Annotated in this window: 17 protein-coding genes; 11 read left to right on the forward strand and 6 right to left on the reverse strand. The window is 61.3% G+C overall.

The features are described 5' to 3' along the window. The first annotated feature begins 12 nt into the window (after positions 1–12). Complete coding sequence (locus LC531_RS16610) at positions 13–1,449, forward strand: dihydrolipoyl dehydrogenase family protein (RefSeq protein ID WP_223652231.1); 1,437 nt, start codon at positions 13–15, stop codon at positions 1,447–1,449. Between the two features lie 88 nt (positions 1,450–1,537). On the opposite strand, the gene LC531_RS16615 is transcribed toward LC531_RS16610, so the two are convergent. The 3 genes from LC531_RS16615 to LC531_RS16625 all read right to left on the reverse strand — a co-directional run bounded on the left by LC531_RS16615 (position 1,538) and on the right by LC531_RS16625 (position 4,768). Further along, a complete protein-coding gene (locus tag LC531_RS16615; RefSeq protein ID WP_223652233.1) occupies positions 1,538–2,254 on the reverse strand; it encodes a TIGR04283 family arsenosugar biosynthesis glycosyltransferase in 717 nt (238 codons plus the stop codon). A gap of 97 nt (positions 2,255–2,351) precedes the next feature. Further along, positions 2,352–3,062: a hypothetical protein gene (locus LC531_RS16620; RefSeq protein WP_223652235.1), complete on the reverse strand. Its 711-nt coding sequence runs from the start codon at positions 3,060–3,062 to the stop codon at positions 2,352–2,354. Between the two features lie 146 nt (positions 3,063–3,208). Then, positions 3,209–4,768 carry a hydroxymethylglutaryl-CoA reductase gene (locus LC531_RS16625; RefSeq protein ID WP_223652237.1) on the reverse strand — a complete coding sequence of 520 codons (1,560 nt, stop codon included), beginning with the start codon at positions 4,766–4,768 and terminating at the stop codon, positions 3,209–3,211. Positions 4,769–5,016: 248 nt separating this feature from the next. Between LC531_RS16625 and LC531_RS16630 the strand changes: the two genes are divergently transcribed. From LC531_RS16630 to LC531_RS16665, 8 genes are all read left to right on the forward strand, one after another. After that, on the forward strand, positions 5,017–5,832 hold the full coding sequence (locus LC531_RS16630; RefSeq protein WP_223652239.1) for a phytanoyl-CoA dioxygenase family protein: 816 nt from the start codon (positions 5,017–5,019) through the stop codon (positions 5,830–5,832). Then, positions 5,829–5,945 (forward strand): SDR family NAD(P)-dependent oxidoreductase, encoded by a 117-nt coding sequence (locus LC531_RS16635; RefSeq protein ID WP_223652241.1) that lies wholly within the window; start codon positions 5,829–5,831, stop codon positions 5,943–5,945. Before LC531_RS16630 ends, LC531_RS16635 begins: the two co-directional genes overlap by 4 nt. Before the next feature lie 45 nt (positions 5,946–5,990). After that, positions 5,991–6,128 carry a hypothetical protein gene (locus LC531_RS16640; RefSeq protein ID WP_223652242.1) on the forward strand — a complete coding sequence of 46 codons (138 nt, stop codon included), beginning with the start codon at positions 5,991–5,993 and terminating at the stop codon, positions 6,126–6,128. A gap of 21 nt (positions 6,129–6,149) precedes the next feature. After that, positions 6,150–6,614 (forward strand): SDR family NAD(P)-dependent oxidoreductase, encoded by a 465-nt coding sequence (locus LC531_RS16645; RefSeq protein ID WP_223652244.1) that lies wholly within the window; start codon positions 6,150–6,152, stop codon positions 6,612–6,614. Between the two features lie 707 nt (positions 6,615–7,321). Then, positions 7,322–7,912, forward strand: a complete 591-nt coding sequence (locus tag LC531_RS16650; protein ID WP_223652246.1) for a TetR/AcrR family transcriptional regulator — start codon at positions 7,322–7,324, stop codon at positions 7,910–7,912. A gap of 16 nt (positions 7,913–7,928) precedes the next feature. Next, entirely contained in the window at positions 7,929–8,090 is a 162-nt protein-coding gene (locus LC531_RS16655; RefSeq protein ID WP_223652248.1) for a hypothetical protein, read from the forward strand. A 67-nt stretch (positions 8,091–8,157) separates the two neighbouring features. Then, positions 8,158–8,421, forward strand: coding sequence for a formyltetrahydrofolate deformylase (locus tag LC531_RS16660; RefSeq protein ID WP_223652250.1), 264 nt, complete (start codon positions 8,158–8,160; stop codon positions 8,419–8,421). Positions 8,422–8,814: 393 nt separating this feature from the next. Further along, positions 8,815–10,239, forward strand: coding sequence for an MATE family efflux transporter (locus tag LC531_RS16665; RefSeq protein ID WP_223652252.1), 1,425 nt, complete (start codon positions 8,815–8,817; stop codon positions 10,237–10,239). Positions 10,240–10,281: 42 nt separating this feature from the next. Here the strand turns inward: LC531_RS16665 and LC531_RS16670 are convergent, their stop codons facing one another. Beyond that, on the reverse strand, positions 10,282–11,016 hold the full coding sequence (locus tag LC531_RS16670; protein WP_223652254.1) for a phosphatase PAP2-related protein: 735 nt from the start codon (positions 11,014–11,016) through the stop codon (positions 10,282–10,284). A 142-nt stretch (positions 11,017–11,158) separates the two neighbouring features. Between LC531_RS16670 and LC531_RS16675 the strand changes: the two genes are divergently transcribed. Continuing rightward, a complete protein-coding gene (locus tag LC531_RS16675; RefSeq protein ID WP_223652256.1) occupies positions 11,159–12,469 on the forward strand; it encodes an amidohydrolase in 1,311 nt (436 codons plus the stop codon). Between the two features lie 37 nt (positions 12,470–12,506). Here LC531_RS16675 and LC531_RS16680 read toward each other — a convergent pair whose 3' ends face one another. Next, positions 12,507–13,247: a hypothetical protein gene (locus LC531_RS16680; RefSeq protein WP_223652258.1), complete on the reverse strand. Its 741-nt coding sequence runs from the start codon at positions 13,245–13,247 to the stop codon at positions 12,507–12,509. A 142-nt stretch (positions 13,248–13,389) separates the two neighbouring features. On the opposite strand from LC531_RS16680, the gene LC531_RS16685 reads away from it, so the two are divergent. Continuing rightward, on the forward strand, positions 13,390–16,140 hold the full coding sequence (locus LC531_RS16685) for a 4-alpha-glucanotransferase (RefSeq protein ID WP_223652261.1): 2,751 nt from the start codon (positions 13,390–13,392) through the stop codon (positions 16,138–16,140). 140 nt (positions 16,141–16,280) lie between these two features. Here the strand turns inward: LC531_RS16685 and LC531_RS16690 are convergent, their stop codons facing one another. Then, positions 16,281–16,673, reverse strand: a complete 393-nt coding sequence (locus LC531_RS16690; protein WP_223652263.1) for a hypothetical protein — start codon at positions 16,671–16,673, stop codon at positions 16,281–16,283. Between the last annotated feature and the right edge of the window lie 939 nt (positions 16,674–17,612).

The following is a 17,612-nucleotide window of genomic DNA, read 5'->3' on the forward strand; positions in this document are numbered from 1 at the left end:
ACTCCACATTCCATGCCCGATTCCGCTTTCGACTTTGACCTGATTGTGCTGGGCGCGGGCTCGGCGGGCTTAGGCCTGGCCTTGTTCATGGCGAAAGCCAACATGCGGGTACTGCTAATTGACCGCACGGCAGCCGACGTGGGCGGCGACTGCCTCAACCACGGCTGCGTGCCGAGTAAGGCGCTCATTCATGCGGCGCGGCAGGTGCACCGGGCGCGGCAGGCCACGCAATTTGGGCTGGAAGTGAGCGGCACGGCCGATATGGGCCGGGTGATGGACTACGTGCGGGAGCGGCAGGAAATTATTCGCCGCCACGAAAACCCCGACTACCTGCGTGGCCTGGGCGTAACGGTCGAAATTGGGGAGGCCTGCTTTGTGGGGCCGCAGGCGGTGGAAGTGAACGGCCGGGTGCACCGGGGCCGCCACCTCGTGTTGGCCACTGGCTCGCGGCCCCAACAGCTGGCTGTACCGGGCGCGGAACTGGTACGCCTCTACGACAACCGCGGCATCTGGGACCTGCGCCAACTGCCGGCGCGCCTGCTGGTGGTGGGCGGCGGCCCCAACGGCGTGGAACTGGCCCAGGCTATGCAGCGCCTCGGCGCGCAAGTGACGCTGGTGCACTCGGCCAAGCAGATTTTAGAGAAGGAAGACCCCAGCATCAGCGCCGTACTGCTGAACCGGCTACGTGACGAAGGTATTGACTTTCAATTAGAAGTCAAAATAATCGCCTTTTCGGATGCGAATACGGCACGGGTGCGGCACGCCGACGGCCGCGAAACCACCGTCGGATTCGACGCAGCCTACGTGGCCATTGGGCGTGAAGTAGGGTTCGACGGCTTGCAGCTCGAAAAGGCGGGGGTAGGGCTGGACGCGCACGGCCACCTGGTGCTCGGCGAGCATTTGCAGACGACGAACCCGGCCATCTTCGCGGCCGGCGACGCGGCCAACTCGCTCAAATTCAGCCACGGGGCCGAGCTGCACATGCGGCTGCTACTGTTCAATTTCTTCTCGCCCATTAAGAAAAAGCTCGACTACGACCACTTTTCCTGGGTCACCTTCACCGACCCCGAGGTAGCGCACTTTGGCCTCGACGCGGCCGAGCTGGACCGGCGCGGCACGGCCTACGAGCGCTGGGAAACTGATTTTGCCGACGACGACCGCGCCGTGGTGGACGACTACCGCTACGGCCGGCTGCTGCTGTTTGTGGAAAAAAACTGGCTACCCGGTACCAAGCGCCGCCTGCTGGGCGGAGCCATGCTGGCACCCGGCGCGGGCGAGCTGGTGCAGGAATTAATCCTGGCCAACAGCGCCGGGCTGGGCGTAGAGGCGCTTTTCGACAAAATTTATCCCTATCCCACCGCCGCCCGCATCAACCAGGCGCTGGTGGTAAGCAAGCAGGATATTTCGCCGCTGGCCCAGGCCGCGCTGGCGTTGGCCTACAAGTGGTAAAGAAGCGTAGGGCAAGCTTTAGCTTACCTTTTTGGGGAAGGCGCAGGCTTGCAAACGCACTGTTAATCAGCCGGCAAGTTAATTTACCCTACCCTCCTTTTACGAGCGCTTTATACACCTGCCGCAGCCGCGCCTGCGGCACGCCTAGCCGGTAGAGCAGCACGATGAGGGCGAAGATGCCTTGCAGCCGGAACACGCCGTTGGCCAGGTACCGGCGGGCTGAGGTGACGACCGCGCGCGGCAGCAGCCAAAATGGGGCAGCCCGCTGAAGGCGCTCCACGATTTCCTGGTCTTCCATCACCAGCAGCGCCTCGCGGTAGCCGCCAACCTGCTCAAACAAGGCTTTGCGCACGAATAAACTCTGGTCGCCGAACCGGAACCAGGTGAGCGGAAAACGGGTCAGCCAGGCGCTGAGCCGCAGAAACCAGTGCGGGTGGTCGAAGGCCAGGCGGTAGCAGCCGCTACCGGCCCCGGCGGCCACCGCCCGCCAAATGTCCTCGCTAAAGCCGGGCGGGGGGTAGGAGTCGGCGTGCAGAAAGTAGAGCACCGGGCCGCTAGCGTCCGCCGCACCTTGGTTGAGCTGCGCGGCGCGGCCCTGGCGGGGGCAGGCCAGCACCCGCGCGCCCGCCGCAGCGGCCAAGGCGGCAGTGGCATCGGTGCTGCCGCCATCGGCCACGATAAGCTCCAGCTCTAGGGGCGTAGCGAACGCCTCGGCGCGCAGGCGGGCCAGCAGCGGCCCAATGGCGGCGGCTTCGTTGAAGGTCGGGATAATGATGCTCAGCGCAGGAACGGAGGCAGCGGGCATGGGTGGCGGTGGGCCCTACCCCCCACCGGGGAGCCAGCTGGTGCTGAGCCGGGCCGCCACGAAACTAGGAGCCCGCCGTTGGTTTAGCGGCGCGCGGCTAGAATTTGGCCACGGCCAGCCGGTTGTAGTGGTCCAGGAGCTGAGCCACTTCGGCGGGCTGGTCGTAGCGCAAGTGGTGGCTGGCAGCGAAAGCTTGCACGTCATTGGCGCGGCTGCCGCAGAGGCGCAGCACGGCCGCTTCGCTCAGCTCTAAAGGGCGCAACGGCTCGGTACCGGTGGCACCGGGGCCGGCCACCAGCATAGGGCCGCCGCTGGCCACCTGCGTAAGCCAGCCCAACAGCAGCGGCCCGGCATCGGTGGCGGTTAGCACTTCCACAGCTTCGGGGCGCGGGCTCTGGTGGCTTTCCTGCACTAGGCGGGTGCGGTAGCGGCGCACGGCCGGGGCCCCGGCGGGCGGCACGTCGTCTTCGGTGCCCAGGTCGAAGCCGCGCAGGGCGGCCAGCGGCCAGTAGTGGGTGCTGTCGGCCTCCAGCGAGTCTTGCGCCTGCACCACGCGCTGGCCAATGTGGTAGCGCAGGCCCGGCACCAGCACCCGCCGCCCGCCGAGCAGACGCAGGTAGCCGACCTGGTAAGTTCCGTTGCTCAAAAATTCGCCCGCGTGCAGGCTCAATTCGGCGCGCTGCTGGCGGGCGGCGGCGGGCGTGTTGGCGGCGCGGTAGAGGGCCGCCTCGGTGGCGGCGTGGCTACCCTGGGCCCAGGCGGCCGGGGCCAGGCCCACGGCCAGCAAGGGCAAAAGTATTGCTTTCACTAGCAGACAGGATTTATGAAAACAGCCTTCGCAAATATCAAGCCAGCAAGCAGTTACCACGCCCTCTATTAGCTTGAACAGTACCCCGCAAGCGCTTTCCTGTCAGGCCATTGCGGCACGTCCCTACCCCCCGCTCGCACGGCGGCCTAGCGGTTGCGGCCATACTGCTCGTGGCTGCTCACCCAGTCGCTGCTACTGATGGCCGCGCCCAGGCTCAGCTCGCCGGCCAGCACCACGCCGGCCACTATTTCGGCAAACTTATACACCGTGCCCCGGCCCACGCAGCCCAGCATGCGCAGGCACTCATTCTGGGTGGCCAGGCCAGTGCCGCCGCCGTGGGTGGCCACGATGAGCGAGGGAATCGTGATATTGATGTACAAATCGCCGTCCTTGGTCACCTCCGAGTAGAGCACACCGGCCGAAGACTCGCTCACGTTGGCCACGTCCTGGCCAGTAGCGATGAAGAGCGCCGTGATGCCATTGGCCGAATGCGCGCCGTTGTTGTTGGCTCCGCTCAGGAAGGCCCCCACGTTGCTCACCTGCCCGTGGTAGGCCAGCTGCTCGGGCGTCACGCGCATACGTTGCAGCAGCACGTCGCGCTTTATCACGGCCTCGGCCACCACGCGCTTGCCGCGGGTCCGCATCACGTTTATCTGGCTGGCTTTCTTGTCGGTAGCAAAATTTGATTCGAGGTAAAAATTCTGCACGGGCGCGCCTTGGTAGTTATTCAGAATCCAGGAGCAGGCCGCAAAGGTGGCTCTACCCACCATGTTCTGGCCGGCCGCGTCGCCGGTCGAGAAATTGAAGCGCAAGTAGGCAAATTTATTACTCAAATAAGTATCTATGTATTGCAGCTTAGCCACGCGCGAGGTGCTTTCGGCCTCGGGCCGGATGAGTTCGAGGCTCTCGGCCACCCAGCGGCCGAAGTCGCGCGCGCCGCGCGCATCCTCAAACACGAACACCGGGGCGCGCTGCATCGCGTCGCCGATAACGGTGCACTTGACGCCCCCGCACAGGTTGAGCACCTGCATGCCGCGGTTGTAGCTGGCCACCAGCGTGCCTTCAGTAGTAGCCATCGGAATCAGAAACTCACCCTGCGCGTGCTCGCCGTTCACCAGCAGCGGGCCGGCCAGGCCCACCGGCACCTGCGCTACCCCCACAAAATGCTCGCAGTTGCCCTGCAAGGTGTGCGGGTCGAATGAATATTTTTTCAGGTGCTGAAATTCCTGCCCCGCGAACTGCTCGGCAAACTGCTGCCGGGCCTCGATAGCCGGGGCAGCGTAGTCGTCTTCCTCCGAGCGCGGAATGCGCACCCGGCTGTCCTGGCTCACAATGGCATCTTCGACCTCCACGCACAGCTCGCCAAAAGCATCCGTGTTGAACTCGACGCGCAGCTGATGCATTCCCGCGGCCAGCGCCGCCGTGCGGAGCACGAACGTAATGGTACGGCCCACCGGTAATTCAACTGCTTGGCCATCAGGGCTTAATCCGGTACCAGCGCGTTGCTCGCCGCCACCCAGGTCGAGCTGAATGTGGGTGGCCGGCACCACCACGTCCCCAACCGTAACTTGCCGCAGGCCCGTGAGCCGGGCCGTGTCGAGCCGGTTTTTAATGCTGAACGCTACCCCCTGGCCATCGGGCAGGTTGTGCAGGCTGCCCCGGTTATAGAGTAGTTTCAGGAGCAGGGGGCTAGGCGTAAAAACCATGAGTGGGGCAGGGAAAAGGCAGGATAAAGCAGCCCGGCAATAACCAGCGCGGGCCATTGAGGGCCAAAAGATAAACGTTGGCCACCCAATCCGCCGTATAATTCAAACTTAGCCGCTCATAATCCAGTTATAGGCCGCAAGCTTGGTGCGTTCTATTTTTTCACGCCTGCCCAAGCGCTCCGGCCGTATCTTTGCCCATTCATCCGAATCTAAGGGCGGCCGGGAGCTACTCCGCCTTCATTCCCTCTATGGCATCTTTATCTGATTATCCGCGCTTTACTCTCGGCCAGGAACTGACGGCCGAGCAGCGGGCTTTTTTCTCTAAGCACGGATTTCTGCATTTTCGACCCTTTGCTACCCCCGACCAAGTGCAGGCTTACCTCCAGGCAACGCAGGCCATCCAGGCCGATTGGCTGGCCCACGGCATTGAGAAGGTAAACGGCGTTCCTATCAAGTACGGCAAAGATGTGGATGGCCAAGCCATCGTGCAGCGCTTTGCCTTCGCTTCGCAGCACAGCCCCGTGTTGCACGAGCTGCTGCAAGACCCGCGCTTTGAAGCCCTGTTTCCGCTGCTCGAAACGCCGGGCGGCCGCGTTGGCATAAACGAGCGCGACGGCCTGGTCGTCAATCACTATGTAAACGTCGAAGGCTCGGAGTTCAGCCAGATGGGCTGGCACACCGACTCGCTACGCGACGTATTTTATGGCAAGCGCATTCGGCCTATGCTCAATGTGGGCCTGCACCTCGACGGCACCAAGGCCACCAACGGCGGCCTGCGCGTGATACCCGGCACCCACCGCCAGGGCCTGGGCAAGATGCTGTTTCGCAAGAAGTACTACAAGGACGTGTTTTACGACCCCAACGAAGTGGCCGTCGAAACCGAGCCCGGCGACCTAACCGTGCACGATGGTCGCATGTGGCACCGCGTGGCACAATCGCCGCTGGTAGGAGCCGAGTCGCGCCGACGCGTCATGTACGTGCCCATCATCGGGGGCAAGTACCAGCCCAAGAGCAGCGAAAGCCCTACCCCCTTCTACCTACGTTTCCTGCACTTAGTGAAATGAGCTACGCCCTGGTAACAGGAGCGTTGCGCGGTATTGGCTACGAGCTGGCTTTGGGGCTGGCCCATCGTGGCTACGACTTATTGCTGGTGGCGCGCTCCGAAGACCAGCTCTAGGCGCTAGCCCAAGTGGCGCGCACGCGCTACTAGCGACAGGCCCAAGTGCTGGCCATAGACCTGACCCAGCCCACCGCCGCCGCCGAGGTAGCCGCCTGGGCTGCGCAGCAGGCTCCGGCCGGCTTGGCTGTACTCGTCAACACAATGCGAGCTACGGCTTGTGGGGTCGTTTCGAGCAGCTAGGCCTGGCCGAGCAGCTCCATATTGCAGCTCAACCTCACCCTACCTGTGCAGCTGACCCACACGCTGCTGCCGCAACTGCACCGCGCTCCCCAAGCCTACATTCTGAACGTAGCCAGTATGGCCGCCTATCAGGCGGTGCCTTCACTTGCGCTATACGCAGCCAGTAAGATATTCGTACTCAGTTTCAGCCGGGGGCTGCGCTACGAGCTGAAAGACAGCGCCATCAGCGTGACCTGCCTGAGCCCCGGCGCTACTGCCACTGACTTCAGCAGCCGTGCCGGCATGGGCTCCGAGCTCCAAGCCGTGGCTAATAAGGTATCCATGACAGCGGCTGAGGTAGCCGAGGCCGGCCTGCAAGCTTTGTTCGCCGGTAAAGCCGAGCTAATCCCCGGCCTGCTCAATAAAGTGTCGGCCGGCCTCAGCAGCGTGGTACCCAAGCCAGTGGTGGAAAAAATAGCGGCTGGCATTTACGAGAAGTATTTATAGTTGGCTCGCAGCTAGAGACTCCTCGTCTGATTGACCATATTTGCCTTTAGCAAAGTCTACCATACTCCAAGCTGAGCGTGGCTTTTTTACGTCCCAGCCATTCTGACTTATAGTTTAGCTTAACTCAGGTAGGGCGACGACGGCAAAAGTAATAGAATTTTCGCAAATGACATAATTTTACACGTTGGTTTATCTTGTTAAAAATCAGTAGTTTATAAATATTTTTAGAAAGTAAGTGTCCACTCACCTAAAAATGGTGAGCTAACACTTACCGCGTTTTGTTTTTTTGTTGTAATATTGTTCTCGTTATCAGCTAGCGAGGCCACCCAGCTAGCTGTTGACTTCCCACTTACCACTCTGTATTGCCCAGCCGTCGTCCCACCCCGGCGGGTATTCTTACCAAATTCTAGTTGTTGCCCGGCCGTTGTCCCACCCCGGCGGGTATCGTTTCCACTCTCCAGTTCTGCCAGTCGTCGTCCCACCCCGCCTGGTTTCATCATCCACTCTGTTTCTGCCAGTCGTCGTCCCACCCCGCCTGGTTCCGTATTTCTACCCCGCCTCGGCCTGGTAGAATCTGAAGTTTTTCAACCGGCCGATTTGGTAATTCCAAATCGGCCGGTTTCTTTTTAAATAGCCCTGACTGCTGCCTATAGCCGAGGCAGAAAGGAGACGGGCCCCACGCCGTACCGCGCTTATGCCCGAACTTTGTGCCTCACCCTTGCCTGCGGGGGCCGCTGGCCGGCCCCTACCCCACCCCTACCATGATGCTTACCCGCCGCCAACACATTGCCAATGTGGCGCTGCAACTCTTCGGGGATAAAGGATTTGAGAATACCTCCACCCAGCAGATTGCCAAGGCCGCCAGCGTTTCGGAAGCGCTTATCTTCAAGCACTTTGGCTCTAAAGACCAGCTTCTCGACTTTGTGGTAAAGACTGGCTACCAGCGCATTATAGAACACAATCGCGGGGGCCTGCTGGAAGCCGACCCGCTCACCTTTATCCACAGCGTTATTGACCTGCCCTACAAGCTGGTGCTGGAAGAGCCCGCGTTCTGGAAGCTTCAGTATCGCCTGGCCGACAGCGACATGGCGCAGCAGCAGCACGAGCGCTTTATGCGGCCGGTGCCGGCGCGGTTGCAAGTCGCGTTTGAGCAGCTCGGCTACCCCGAGCCCGACAAGGAAACGCGCTTACTACTGCTGCTGATTGAGGCGCTCTGGAAGATTGAGGCTAGTAAGACTGACGAGCACGTGCGCGAAATGCTCGACTTTATCAAGCGCAAGTACGAAGTGCAGCGCTAGCGCAGGGGTAGGGGGTGTGCTCTACGCGCAGGGCCTCAACATTGGGCGCAATGGCGAGTTTGTGGCCGGCGAGGAGCGCGTGTTCTTCATGCGCACCGAATTTGCGGTCACTTTTGAGGAGGCAGCCCTGCTGGCGGCGCGGCACGCGGCCCTACCCCCGCGGCTAACGTCAGGCTGACTGACAACCGCATCGAAAACATTATGCTGCTCGTGACCAAGGAGCACCACTGCTGAGCGAACTGCTGGTGTGCTACGTTTTTGGCGAGCTCAATACTACCATTCAGGCTGTCATCAGCAGCTACGAGGTACTGGGCGAGCTAATGAGCAAGTTTAGGATTCTCTTTCACTCCTACCCGCCGCACGAGGGCCGTAGCTGGGCCGCGCACGAGGCCGAGGGGCTGGCGCTGCTGGCTAATGCGCCTAACCTAGTGGTGCTGGCTCGCGCCCTGCGATTAGTGCTGGATGAGCAGGTTTTCGTACACCGTAATAGGACGATAATCTTCGACTAAAAGCGGGGGGTATGTAAGGCAGGAGAGCCAGCAAAATGCCTCAAAAATGGTGTTTTGATGATTTTTCACCAAGGACATTGCGCAGCGGCTACGCGCATTCGACCTGCTCTTGCAGCGCTACCCCGAGTGGCACGGACAGGTGAGCCTGATAATGCTGGTGGGCCCTCGCGCGACTAGGTGCTGCAGCACGCTATGCTGCAGGAGGGTAGGCGGCAAACCAATGTTTCAACTTTATAAGCTGAAAGACAGAATTTTGGACAAAATTTTTCCTTAAACTAAGCCGTAACAGGTTGCTCTGACAATAGTACTCTGGCAGTTAGGCTGACCCACTGGTTTTGGGTGGGCGGAGCGCGTGGCAGCCGCAGAGTGGGCGCGTCCGTACTACTGCCTTCTATGCACCCAACTGCTGCCCGCGCCCGCCCCAATCTTACTCAAGGCCCCATTCTGCAGTCGCTGCTGCGGCTGGCTTGGCCCATCGTTTTCGGCAACGTGCTGCAAACCGGCTACCAGCTGGTCGATGCCTTTTGGGTGGGCAAGCTGGGCGCGAAGGCCGTGGCGGCGGTGGCTGTGAGCTTCCCAGTCAATTTCCTGCTCATCGCGCTGGGGTCGGGTTTTTCGGTGGCCGGCTCGGTGCTGGTGGCCCAGAACTTTGGGGCGCGCCACCCGAAGATGGTCAACCACGTGGCGGCGCAGGCGCTGGTACTCGAAATCGGGCTGGCGGCAGTGCTCACGGTGGGCGCGCACCTGGCCTCCCCCCACATCCTGCACCTGATGGGCGCGGGCCCCGATATTTTTGAGCAGGCCAACCAGTTTCAGCAGGTGCTGTTTTGGGGCCTCACGTTCAATTTTGGCTTCCTCATGTTTCAGGCTCTCATGCGGGGGGTAGGCGAAGTCAAAATTCCGCTCTACATCAACTTAGCCACGTTGGCGCTCAACTTCGGGCTCGACCCATTTTTTATCTACGGCTGGGGGCCTATCCCGCAGCTAGGCGTGGCCGGCACGGCCGTGGCCACGCTCTGCACCCAGGTAATCAGCGTGATAGCGGGCCTGGTGGTATTACTACGCGGGCGCTCGGGCATTCAGCTCAGCTACAAAGGCTACCGGCCCGACTGGACATTGATGAAGCGCATTTTCCGGCTGGGCGCGCCGTCGTCGGTCGATTTGTCGGCGCGGGCGCTGGGGCTGTCGGTGCTCACCACGCTGGCCGCCGGCTTTGGCACCGAGGTGCTGGCCACGTACGGTATCGGCTCGCGCATTATCGCGCTGGCCATTATTCCGGCGCTGGGCATCTCGCTGGCTTGCTCCACGCTGGTGGCTCAGAACGTGGGCGCGCGCAACCTGCCCCGCGCCCTGCGCACGGCCAACTACGCGCTGGGCGTCAGCTTTAGCACGCTGCTGGTGCTGGGCGGGCTCATTTGGGTAGCGGCCCGGCCGCTGGTGGGCTTCTTCCTGAAAGGCGACGCGGTAGTGAGCGAGCAGGCGGTCGAGTTCGTGCGCATCGCCTCGCTCAGCCTGTGCTTCACGGGCGTGCAGCAAACGGTGTCGGGTGCGTTCCGGGGGGTAGGGAACACGCTTTCGGCAATGGTGCTGACTATCACCGGCATCTGGGTATTTCAGTTTCCGGCGGCGTGGTACCTGTCGCGGCACACGGCGCTGGGCTTCCGGGGCATCTGGTGGTCGTTTGTGGTGGCCAACGTGCTCATCTCGGTCATTGCCGGGCTATGGTTCTGGCGAGGCAACTGGCACGGCCAGGACCTGGCCGACCCCCTGGAGCCGCAGGTAGCCGCCGCCACTTCGCAGGAAGAAAAAGCAAGTTAAGGCGCAGGCACCACGGCGCTTGCTGCCCGGCACCAGTCCGAATCAGTCAGCTAGCTCCCGTTGCTGCCCAACGTATGCGGGCTGCTCCGTCGCGAGCCGCGCAATGCATCCCCCGGCCCAGTAGGCCAGCCAGGTAAAGAGCGGGGCCGCCAGCACATCATACGTATAATGCACGCGCTGCACCAGCACCAGCACCCCCACGAGCACGGCGGCCAGGGCCAGGCCGCCCCGCCACCAACGGCCGCGCACGGCCATTGCCAGCAGCGCTACCGTGGCGGTGTGCCCCGAAAAAAATAGGTCCTTCGTGATGGCCGCGCCGGCAGCAGTATGAAAAACTTTGGCCGTGAAGGGGTCGGGCATAGGCAGCATGTCGAGGGGTGGCACCAAGGGCAGCAGCCAGATGGTAGCCATGCGCAGCAGCAGCAGCAGCAGCAGTGCCCACATGCCCCGCAAAAACAGCGCAGGATGCCGCGTGAGCCACCCTACCCCTACCACCACGCTGCCATACATGAGCACGAATACCGCCGTAGCCACGTCGTGACGGGGTAGCAGCGCCAGTAGCGGGTCGGGCAGCACGGAGCCGGGCCGCGCCTGAATAGCCAGGAAAAAATGCGGTATCACAGGCACCAGCACCCCAAACATAAGCCCCAGTAGCAGCAGCCAGCTGTGGCGAAACGCCGGCCGGGCCCACCCTAGCCGCCAGGCTTCAAGCGGGGCCAGGGCCGGGCATTCGGCCGGAGCCACTGGTGAGATATAATCAAAAGGCAACACGCGCATAACCACTACTCCACAAAAGCCAGACCAGGCTGGTTCTACAAAAGTAAGCCCAACCTCGCAGTCGGCGTAGGCAAACCGGGCGAGCCGAAGAAAAAGCGGGGGGTAGGAGCCAACGCGCCCGCCAGGGAGTACCTTGGCAGCTATGAAACTCACTGCTACCCTCTTACTGGCGAGTGCCGGCCTGGTTTTGGCTACCCCCGCCGCCCGCGCCCAGCACGCCGCCCTCGATGCCCGCATTGCCCAATTGGCCGCCGCCGAGCAGGCTAAAGTAGTGGCCTGGCGGCGCGACATTCACGAGCACCCCGAGCTGGGCAACGAAGAAACCCGTACCGCGCAGCTCATCGCTACCCAGCTCAAAAGCCTGGGCCTGGAGGTGCAAACCGGCGTGGCCCGCACCGGCGTGGTGGGCATCCTGAGGGGTGGCAAGCCCGGCCGCGTGGTGGCCCTGCGCGCCGACATGGATGGCCTACCCCTCACCGAAACCACCGGCCTGGCCTTCGCCAGCACCGTCAAAACTACCTACCTGGGCCAGCCCGTGGGCGTGATGCACGCCTGCGGCCACGACACCCACGTGGCCATGCTACTGGGCGCGGCCGAGGTACTGAGCCACGTGCGCAAGGACCTTCCCGGTACCGTCAAGTTCATCTTCCAGCCCGCTGAAGAGGGGTCGCTGCCCGGCGTAGTGGGCGGGGCCAAGCTCATGGTGCAGGAAGGTGTGCTGGATAAGCCCAAAGTAGATGCCATTTTCGGACTCCACATCTGGGCTTCGGCCCCAGTGGGGCAGCTCTGGTACCGGCCCAGGGGCGAAATGGCCAGCTCCGACCGCTTCACGGTGAAGGTGATGGGTAGGGGCGCGCACGGGGCCAAGCCCTGGGGGAGCATCGACCCGGTGGTGACGGCCGCCGAAATCATCACGGCGCTGCAAACCATCGTGAGCCGCCAAATTGACCTCACCCAGGATGCCGCCGTGGTGACGGTAGGCACCGTGCAGGCCGGTGTGCGCTACAATATTATCCCGCCCGATGCCACACTCAGCGGCACTATTCGGGCGTTCAGCCCCAAAACCCAGGAGCAAATTTGGGCGGCCATCAGGCGCACGGCCGACGGCATTGCCGCCGCCAACGGCGCTACGGCCGAGGTGACCATTGAGCCCTACGTACCCCTTACTTTCAATGACCCCGCCCTCACGGCCCGCATGCTGCCGACCCTGCAAGAAACCGCCGGCCCGGCCAACGTAGTCGAAATTAAGGCCGTGACCGGGGCCGAGGACTTTGCCTGCTACCAGGAAAAAGTACCCGGCCTGTTCTTCTTCCTGGGCGGCATGACGCCCGGTACCGACCCCGCCACCGTGGCCGACCACCACACCGCCGGCTTCAAAGTCGATGAAAGCGCCTTTCCGCTGGGCGTAAAAACCCTGGCCACACTGGCGGTGGATTATTTGATGGGCAAGTAAGGAGCGTAGGGTAAGCTAAAGCTTATCCTACGCTCTCCTAGTCATTATGAACGAGCACTTTACCAGCACCCTTCTTGAAGCTGAACTCCGCCTTGAGCGTGACGGTGGCGAAGCCGTCGGGCTGGCCGGGGTTGCCGCGCTGGCTCACGTCGTCGAGCAAGTCAGTGGTAGTGAAGTAGTAGAGCGCTTCGGCGGTGAAGGCCAGATAGGGCGAGGCGCGCAGCGTGAGACCGCCTCCCACGGGCAGGGCCAGGGCCGCGGCGGGGTAGCTGTTACCCGGCTCGGGGGGTAGGGCGGCATCGAAGCGGCTCAGGCTGGGCTTGTAGAGCAAGGCCGCCCCGCCGCCGCTCACAAATACGAGCAGTGGCATTTCCTTGTGGGAAGGGCCGATGAGCATCTGCTTGTCACCGATAATATTGTAGCGTAGCAGAGCCGTGAGCACCCCGGCATCATCGGTGAAGCGGTAGCCCCGCGAGGGGTAGTAGTCCTTGGCCGCGAGGTGCAGGTAGCTCAGGTCCAGAGCGAAGGTCAGGTGCGGGCTCAGCTCGCGGGCCAGGCCCAGGTTGAGGCCCATTTTAAGGGTATTGTCGCTGAGACGGTTGGTTAGGTCACCATTGTAATACGCCAAGTTCACGCCCGCATTCACGCGCACTGGCGGCCGGTAATAGGGTTGGTTGCTGGCCGTGAAGTAGCGGCGGGGCGGATGGTAGCCGGGCGGGCGGGCAGCGGCCGCGCTCAGGCTGAGGCTCAGCAAGGTGCTTAGTAGAAGTAGGCGCATGGAAAAATAAGAATAGCGACAAGGCGTTGGCACAAAGAAACGCAGGCGGCGCTCCCCATACGGCGCGGCCCCTCCTATCGTTGGCCGGCTGCGGCTGCGGCGGCCGGGGCAGTATCTTGCGGCCCTTATCTGGCTTGCGTTCATGACCCTCTCTTTTTCCCTGCCCTACCGCACCACCTACGGCCAGCGCCTGGTGCTGGCGGGCTCCTTGCCCGCCCTGGGCAGCTGGCAACTGGCCCAGGCCCTGCCCCTGCACTACGACGAGGCCACCACCCGCTGGAGTGCCTCCCTGGACCTCCCCGCCGACGCGCCCGTCGCGCTTTCCTATAAGTACGTGCTGCTGCTGGACGGCGGCGGCGTGGTGTGGGAGTGGGGCGACAACCGCCCCCTGGCCCTACCCCCCGACACCCGCCAGCTAGCTGTGCGCGACTACTGGCGCGCCCCAACCGAGGCCGACAATGAGCTGTTCACGGCCGCTTTTACCGAAGCGCTGTTTCGGCGGCCGGCCCCTACCCCCCCCGCCAAGCCCAGCGTTCAGCCTGCGAAGGCCGACCCCGCGGCGGCGCTTGTGCGCTTTCAGCTGGCCGCCCCGCGCGTGGCCTCGGCGCAGCAAGTATGCGTGCTGGGCTCGGACCCCGCCCTGGGCAATTGGGATAATACCCGGCCGCTGCTGCTGTCCGATGTCGCCTACCCTACCTGGCAGGCCGAGCTGGCGTTGCAAAGCCCCGCCGCCGAGCTACGCTATAAGTACGGCCTCTGGGATGCCGCCCGGCAGGCGGTGGTGGAGCTGGAAGTGGGCGATGACCGGGTGCTGCCCGCCGGCACCGCCGCGCCCGGCACCCTCACCGCGCTCCACGACGAGGGCTTCGGCTACGCGGCCGGACCCTGGCGCGGGGCCGGCGTGGCCCTACCCGTGTTTTCGCTGCGCAGCGAAAAAGGCCTGGGCGTGGGCGAGTTCGCCGATTTACCGCTGCTCATGGACTGGGCCGCGCAAACGGGCCTGAACCTGGTCCAGATTCTCCCCATCAACGACACCACGGCCACCCATACCTGGGTGGACTCCTACCCCTACGCCGCCATCTCGGTCTTCGCCCTGCACCCGCTTTACCTGCACCTGGACGGCATCGCGGAGCTGAAGGGCAAGGCCCAGCGCACCGAGCTGGCGCGGCTGCGCGAAGAGCTGAACGCCAAGGACTTCATGGACTACGAGGCCGTAATGAACGCTAAGTGGCAGTTTCTCAAGCTGCTCTACCAGCAGGAAAAGAAGAAATTCCTAGCCGACCCCGAGTTCCAAAAATTCAAGGCCGAGCAGGCGGCCTGGCTGGTGCCCTACGCGGCGTTTTCAGGCCTACGCGAGCGCTTCGGCACGGCCGACTTTCACCAGTGGCCCGCGGAGTTTCACACCCCGCGCCACCTGGCCCGGCTCACGGCCGAGAGCGCCCCCGACTTTGACGAGTTCGGGCTGCATTTCTTCACCCAGTTTCACCTCGACAAGCAATTGCGGGCGGCCGTGAACTACGGCCGCCGCCGGGGGGTAGTGCTCAAGGGCGACCTGCCCATCGGCATCTACCGCTACTCGGTCGATGCCTGGACCCAGCCGGAGCTGTTTCATCTCGACCAGCAGGCCGGGGCTCCGCCCGACGACTTTTCCACCACTGGCCAGAACTGGCGCTTCCCCACCTACAACTGGGAGCGCATGGCCCGCGACGACTACCAGTGGTGGCGCGCGCGCCTGGGCCACCTAGCTCGTTACTTCGATGCGTTGCGCATCGACCATATTCTGGGCTTTTTTCGCATCTGGGAAATGCCCGAAAGCTCGGTACAGGGCCTGCTGGGGCATTTTTCGCCGGCCCTACCCCTGCACCGCGACGAGGTGCAGCGCCGCCTGGGCTGGTTTGACTACGGCCGCCTCTGCGCGCCCTACATCCGCTGGCACCTGCTGGAGCGCACCTTCGGCAACGAGGCTCAGGCCGTGTTCGATGAATTTATGACGGCCGACCAGTACGAGGCCATTCAACTCAAACCGGCCGTGGCTACGCAACGGCAAATTGAGGCATACATCAACCTTAAAAGCGCGGCCGAGCCCGCGCGCGCCGACTTCCTGCGGCGCGTGGAGCCGGGCCTCTACCACTTCGTGAACGAGGTGCTGTTTGTGCCAGCCAGCCAGCCCGATTACTACCACCCGCGCATCACGCTGAGCAAAACCGCCAGCTTTGCCGAGTTGGCCGACGACGAGAGCCGCCGCCGACTCTACGACGATATTTACGTCGATTATTTTTACCACCGCCACGAGGAGTTCTGGCGCGAGCAGGGGCTCATCAAGCTGCCCGCCGTGCGCTACGCCACCAACATGCTCATCTGCGGTGAAGACCTGGGCATGGTGCCCGCCTCGGTGCCCGGCGTGATGCGCCAGCTCGGCATTCTAGGCCTGAACATTCAGCGAATGCCCAGTAGCCCCGCCGTAGAGTTTGGTCACCCCGCCGATGCGCCCTACCTCTCGGTCGTCACCACCGGCAGCCATGACATGCCCGTGCTACGCGCCTGGTGGGAGCAGGACCACGTGCGCAGCCAGCGCTTTTTTGAAACCACGCTGGGCCACTGGCGGCAGCTCGCCCCCTACTACTGCGAGCCCTGGGTAGTGCGCGAGGTGCTGGCCCAGCACCTGCAATCACCGGCCATGTGGGCCATCTTCCCCCTGCAAGACCTGCTGGGTATGGATACCCACCTGCGCCGCCCCAACCCCCACGACGAGTACATCAACGACCCCGGCAACCCCCAGAACTTCTGGAAATACCGCCTGCATCTACCTCTGGAAGAGCTACTCGAAGCGACTGGCTTCAACGAGCCTTTGCGCGAGCTAGTGCAGACCAGCGGGCGCGGGTTATTGAGTTAAGAGAGCAGGGTTGAAACAGAACATCATGCTGACCCTGTCAGAGCATCTCTATCGCATCGTTGGACGAAACCCAATAATGCGAGCGAGATGCTTCGACAGGGTCAGCATGACGTTCTCTTCTAACTATTTATTCCCTGTTCCTAATTTCCCAGCGACATCTGGTGCAGATAAGCCCGCACCTTGGGGGTAGCCTCTAGCTCGCGGAACTGCCGTAGCTGTCCCGGCGAGAGTAGCCGGCCGGCTACCTGCTGTAATTGCTCGCGCTCAGCGGGTAGCGCGGCGGCTACGTCGGCGGCTGGGTGATTAGCGGCCAGCACGGCCAGGTAGTTGATTTCCTGGTCCAGATAGGCTTGCAATGCGCTACGCTGTTCGGCGGTAAGGTCGAGGCGCGTGTGGCAAGCCCGCACAAACTGCTCGGCGGCGGCCGGAGCACTTAGCACGGTGGCGGGGGGGGTAGGAAGGGTGGCGGCTACTACCGGCGCGGCGGCCACTAACAAGCCGCTTAGCAGCCAGGGAGAAAAGAAAGAGCGCATCGGCTTGGGGAAATGAGGTGGGTAAGGCTAGTGCCAGCGGCCCCGCTACTGGCGGGCAGCAGCCAGCTCGGCTTGAGCTATCTGTTAGCTATCCGCTTTGAAGTGAGTCAGGTAAGCAGTTGCCTACCACGCTCCCTACCTCTCGGATAGCTCGCTAAAGTTAAGCGTTGAACATCATCATTACCAGCGATAAGTTCTATTTTTTCTTGAAAAATGAATTTACTTGATTCAGACCATATCACATAGCATTTCTTATTTCGGTAATTTTCATATGCATTTTCCTTTTATAAATATAAATTTTTCATGTTTTTTGAATCTAATAAAATAATTTTAAGAAGGCAGGATTGTCTTTTATTTTTCTAAAGTACAAGTAGCAAATTAGTGAAATTGCTCAAAAAACTCTTAAATGAGCTTTTTAAAAAAAATAAGACAAAATATTTTCAAAACCTTACGTGTATTGGCAAATTATCTTATTTCAAGTCAATACAAAGTACATTTGCTGTGTGTATGAGCATTTAGCAGATAATTCGTCGCAGACTTTTTCTTGTCTTAATCATTAAAAGTCGGCTCTACATTTATTTTAAATCAATTAAAACAATATTAAGTTTTTTATGATAAGAAGCAGACGGTAAATTTTATTCCAGAAAATTATAAAAAAAGTTATATAATTTAAATTCATGTTGTAACTATTCTCAGCATGCATTTTTGTTAAAATCATAAGAATTAGCGTTTAAATAGACGCTATTTGACAATTTTTTTTATTTGTCTGGTAAATCCTGCAATACCCCTTACTTCGTAAAGTACATTTCATGTCTACGCATAGTAGTAGCCATACTTGGACTAGCAAAAGCATTTGCCGGTCGAAATAACGGTTAGCCTGCCGGATACTACAGATAATTTCACTTGCTTTTATGATGCCTAAAAGAAGCAGGGTTTTCC

The organism is Hymenobacter psoromatis, from assembly GCF_020012125.1.
Taxonomy (GTDB): Bacteria; Bacteroidota; Bacteroidia; order Cytophagales; family Hymenobacteraceae; genus Hymenobacter; species Hymenobacter psoromatis.

Bases quoted from the DNA above. Each gene is read 5' to 3' on its own strand.
- LC531_RS16635 (WP_223652241.1), top strand. From the start codon at position 5,829: ATGAGCTACGCCCTGGTAACAGGAGCGTTGCGCGGTATTGGCTACGAG.
- LC531_RS16675 (WP_223652256.1), top strand. From the start codon at position 11,159: ATGAAACTCACTGCTACCCTCTTACTGGCGAGTGCCGGCCTGGTTTTG.
- LC531_RS16665 (WP_223652252.1), top strand. From the start codon at position 8,815: ATGCACCCAACTGCTGCCCGCGCCCGCCCCAATCTTACTCAAGGCCCC.
- LC531_RS16610 (WP_223652231.1), top strand. From the start codon at position 13: ATGCCCGATTCCGCTTTCGACTTTGACCTGATTGTGCTGGGCGCGGGC.
- LC531_RS16670 (WP_223652254.1), bottom strand. From the start codon at position 11,016: ATGCGCGTGTTGCCTTTTGATTATATCTCACCAGTGGCTCCGGCCGAA.
- LC531_RS16690 (WP_223652263.1), bottom strand. From the start codon at position 16,673: ATGCGCTCTTTCTTTTCTCCCTGGCTGCTAAGCGGCTTGTTAGTGGCC.
- LC531_RS16685 (WP_223652261.1), top strand. From the start codon at position 13,390: ATGACCCTCTCTTTTTCCCTGCCCTACCGCACCACCTACGGCCAGCGC.
- LC531_RS16625 (WP_223652237.1), bottom strand. From the start codon at position 4,768: ATGGTTTTTACGCCTAGCCCCCTGCTCCTGAAACTACTCTATAACCGG.
- LC531_RS16615 (WP_223652233.1), bottom strand. From the start codon at position 2,254: ATGCCCGCTGCCTCCGTTCCTGCGCTGAGCATCATTATCCCGACCTTC.
- LC531_RS16680 (WP_223652258.1), bottom strand. From the start codon at position 13,247: ATGCGCCTACTTCTACTAAGCACCTTGCTGAGCCTCAGCCTGAGCGCG.
- LC531_RS16630 (WP_223652239.1), top strand. From the start codon at position 5,017: ATGGCATCTTTATCTGATTATCCGCGCTTTACTCTCGGCCAGGAACTG.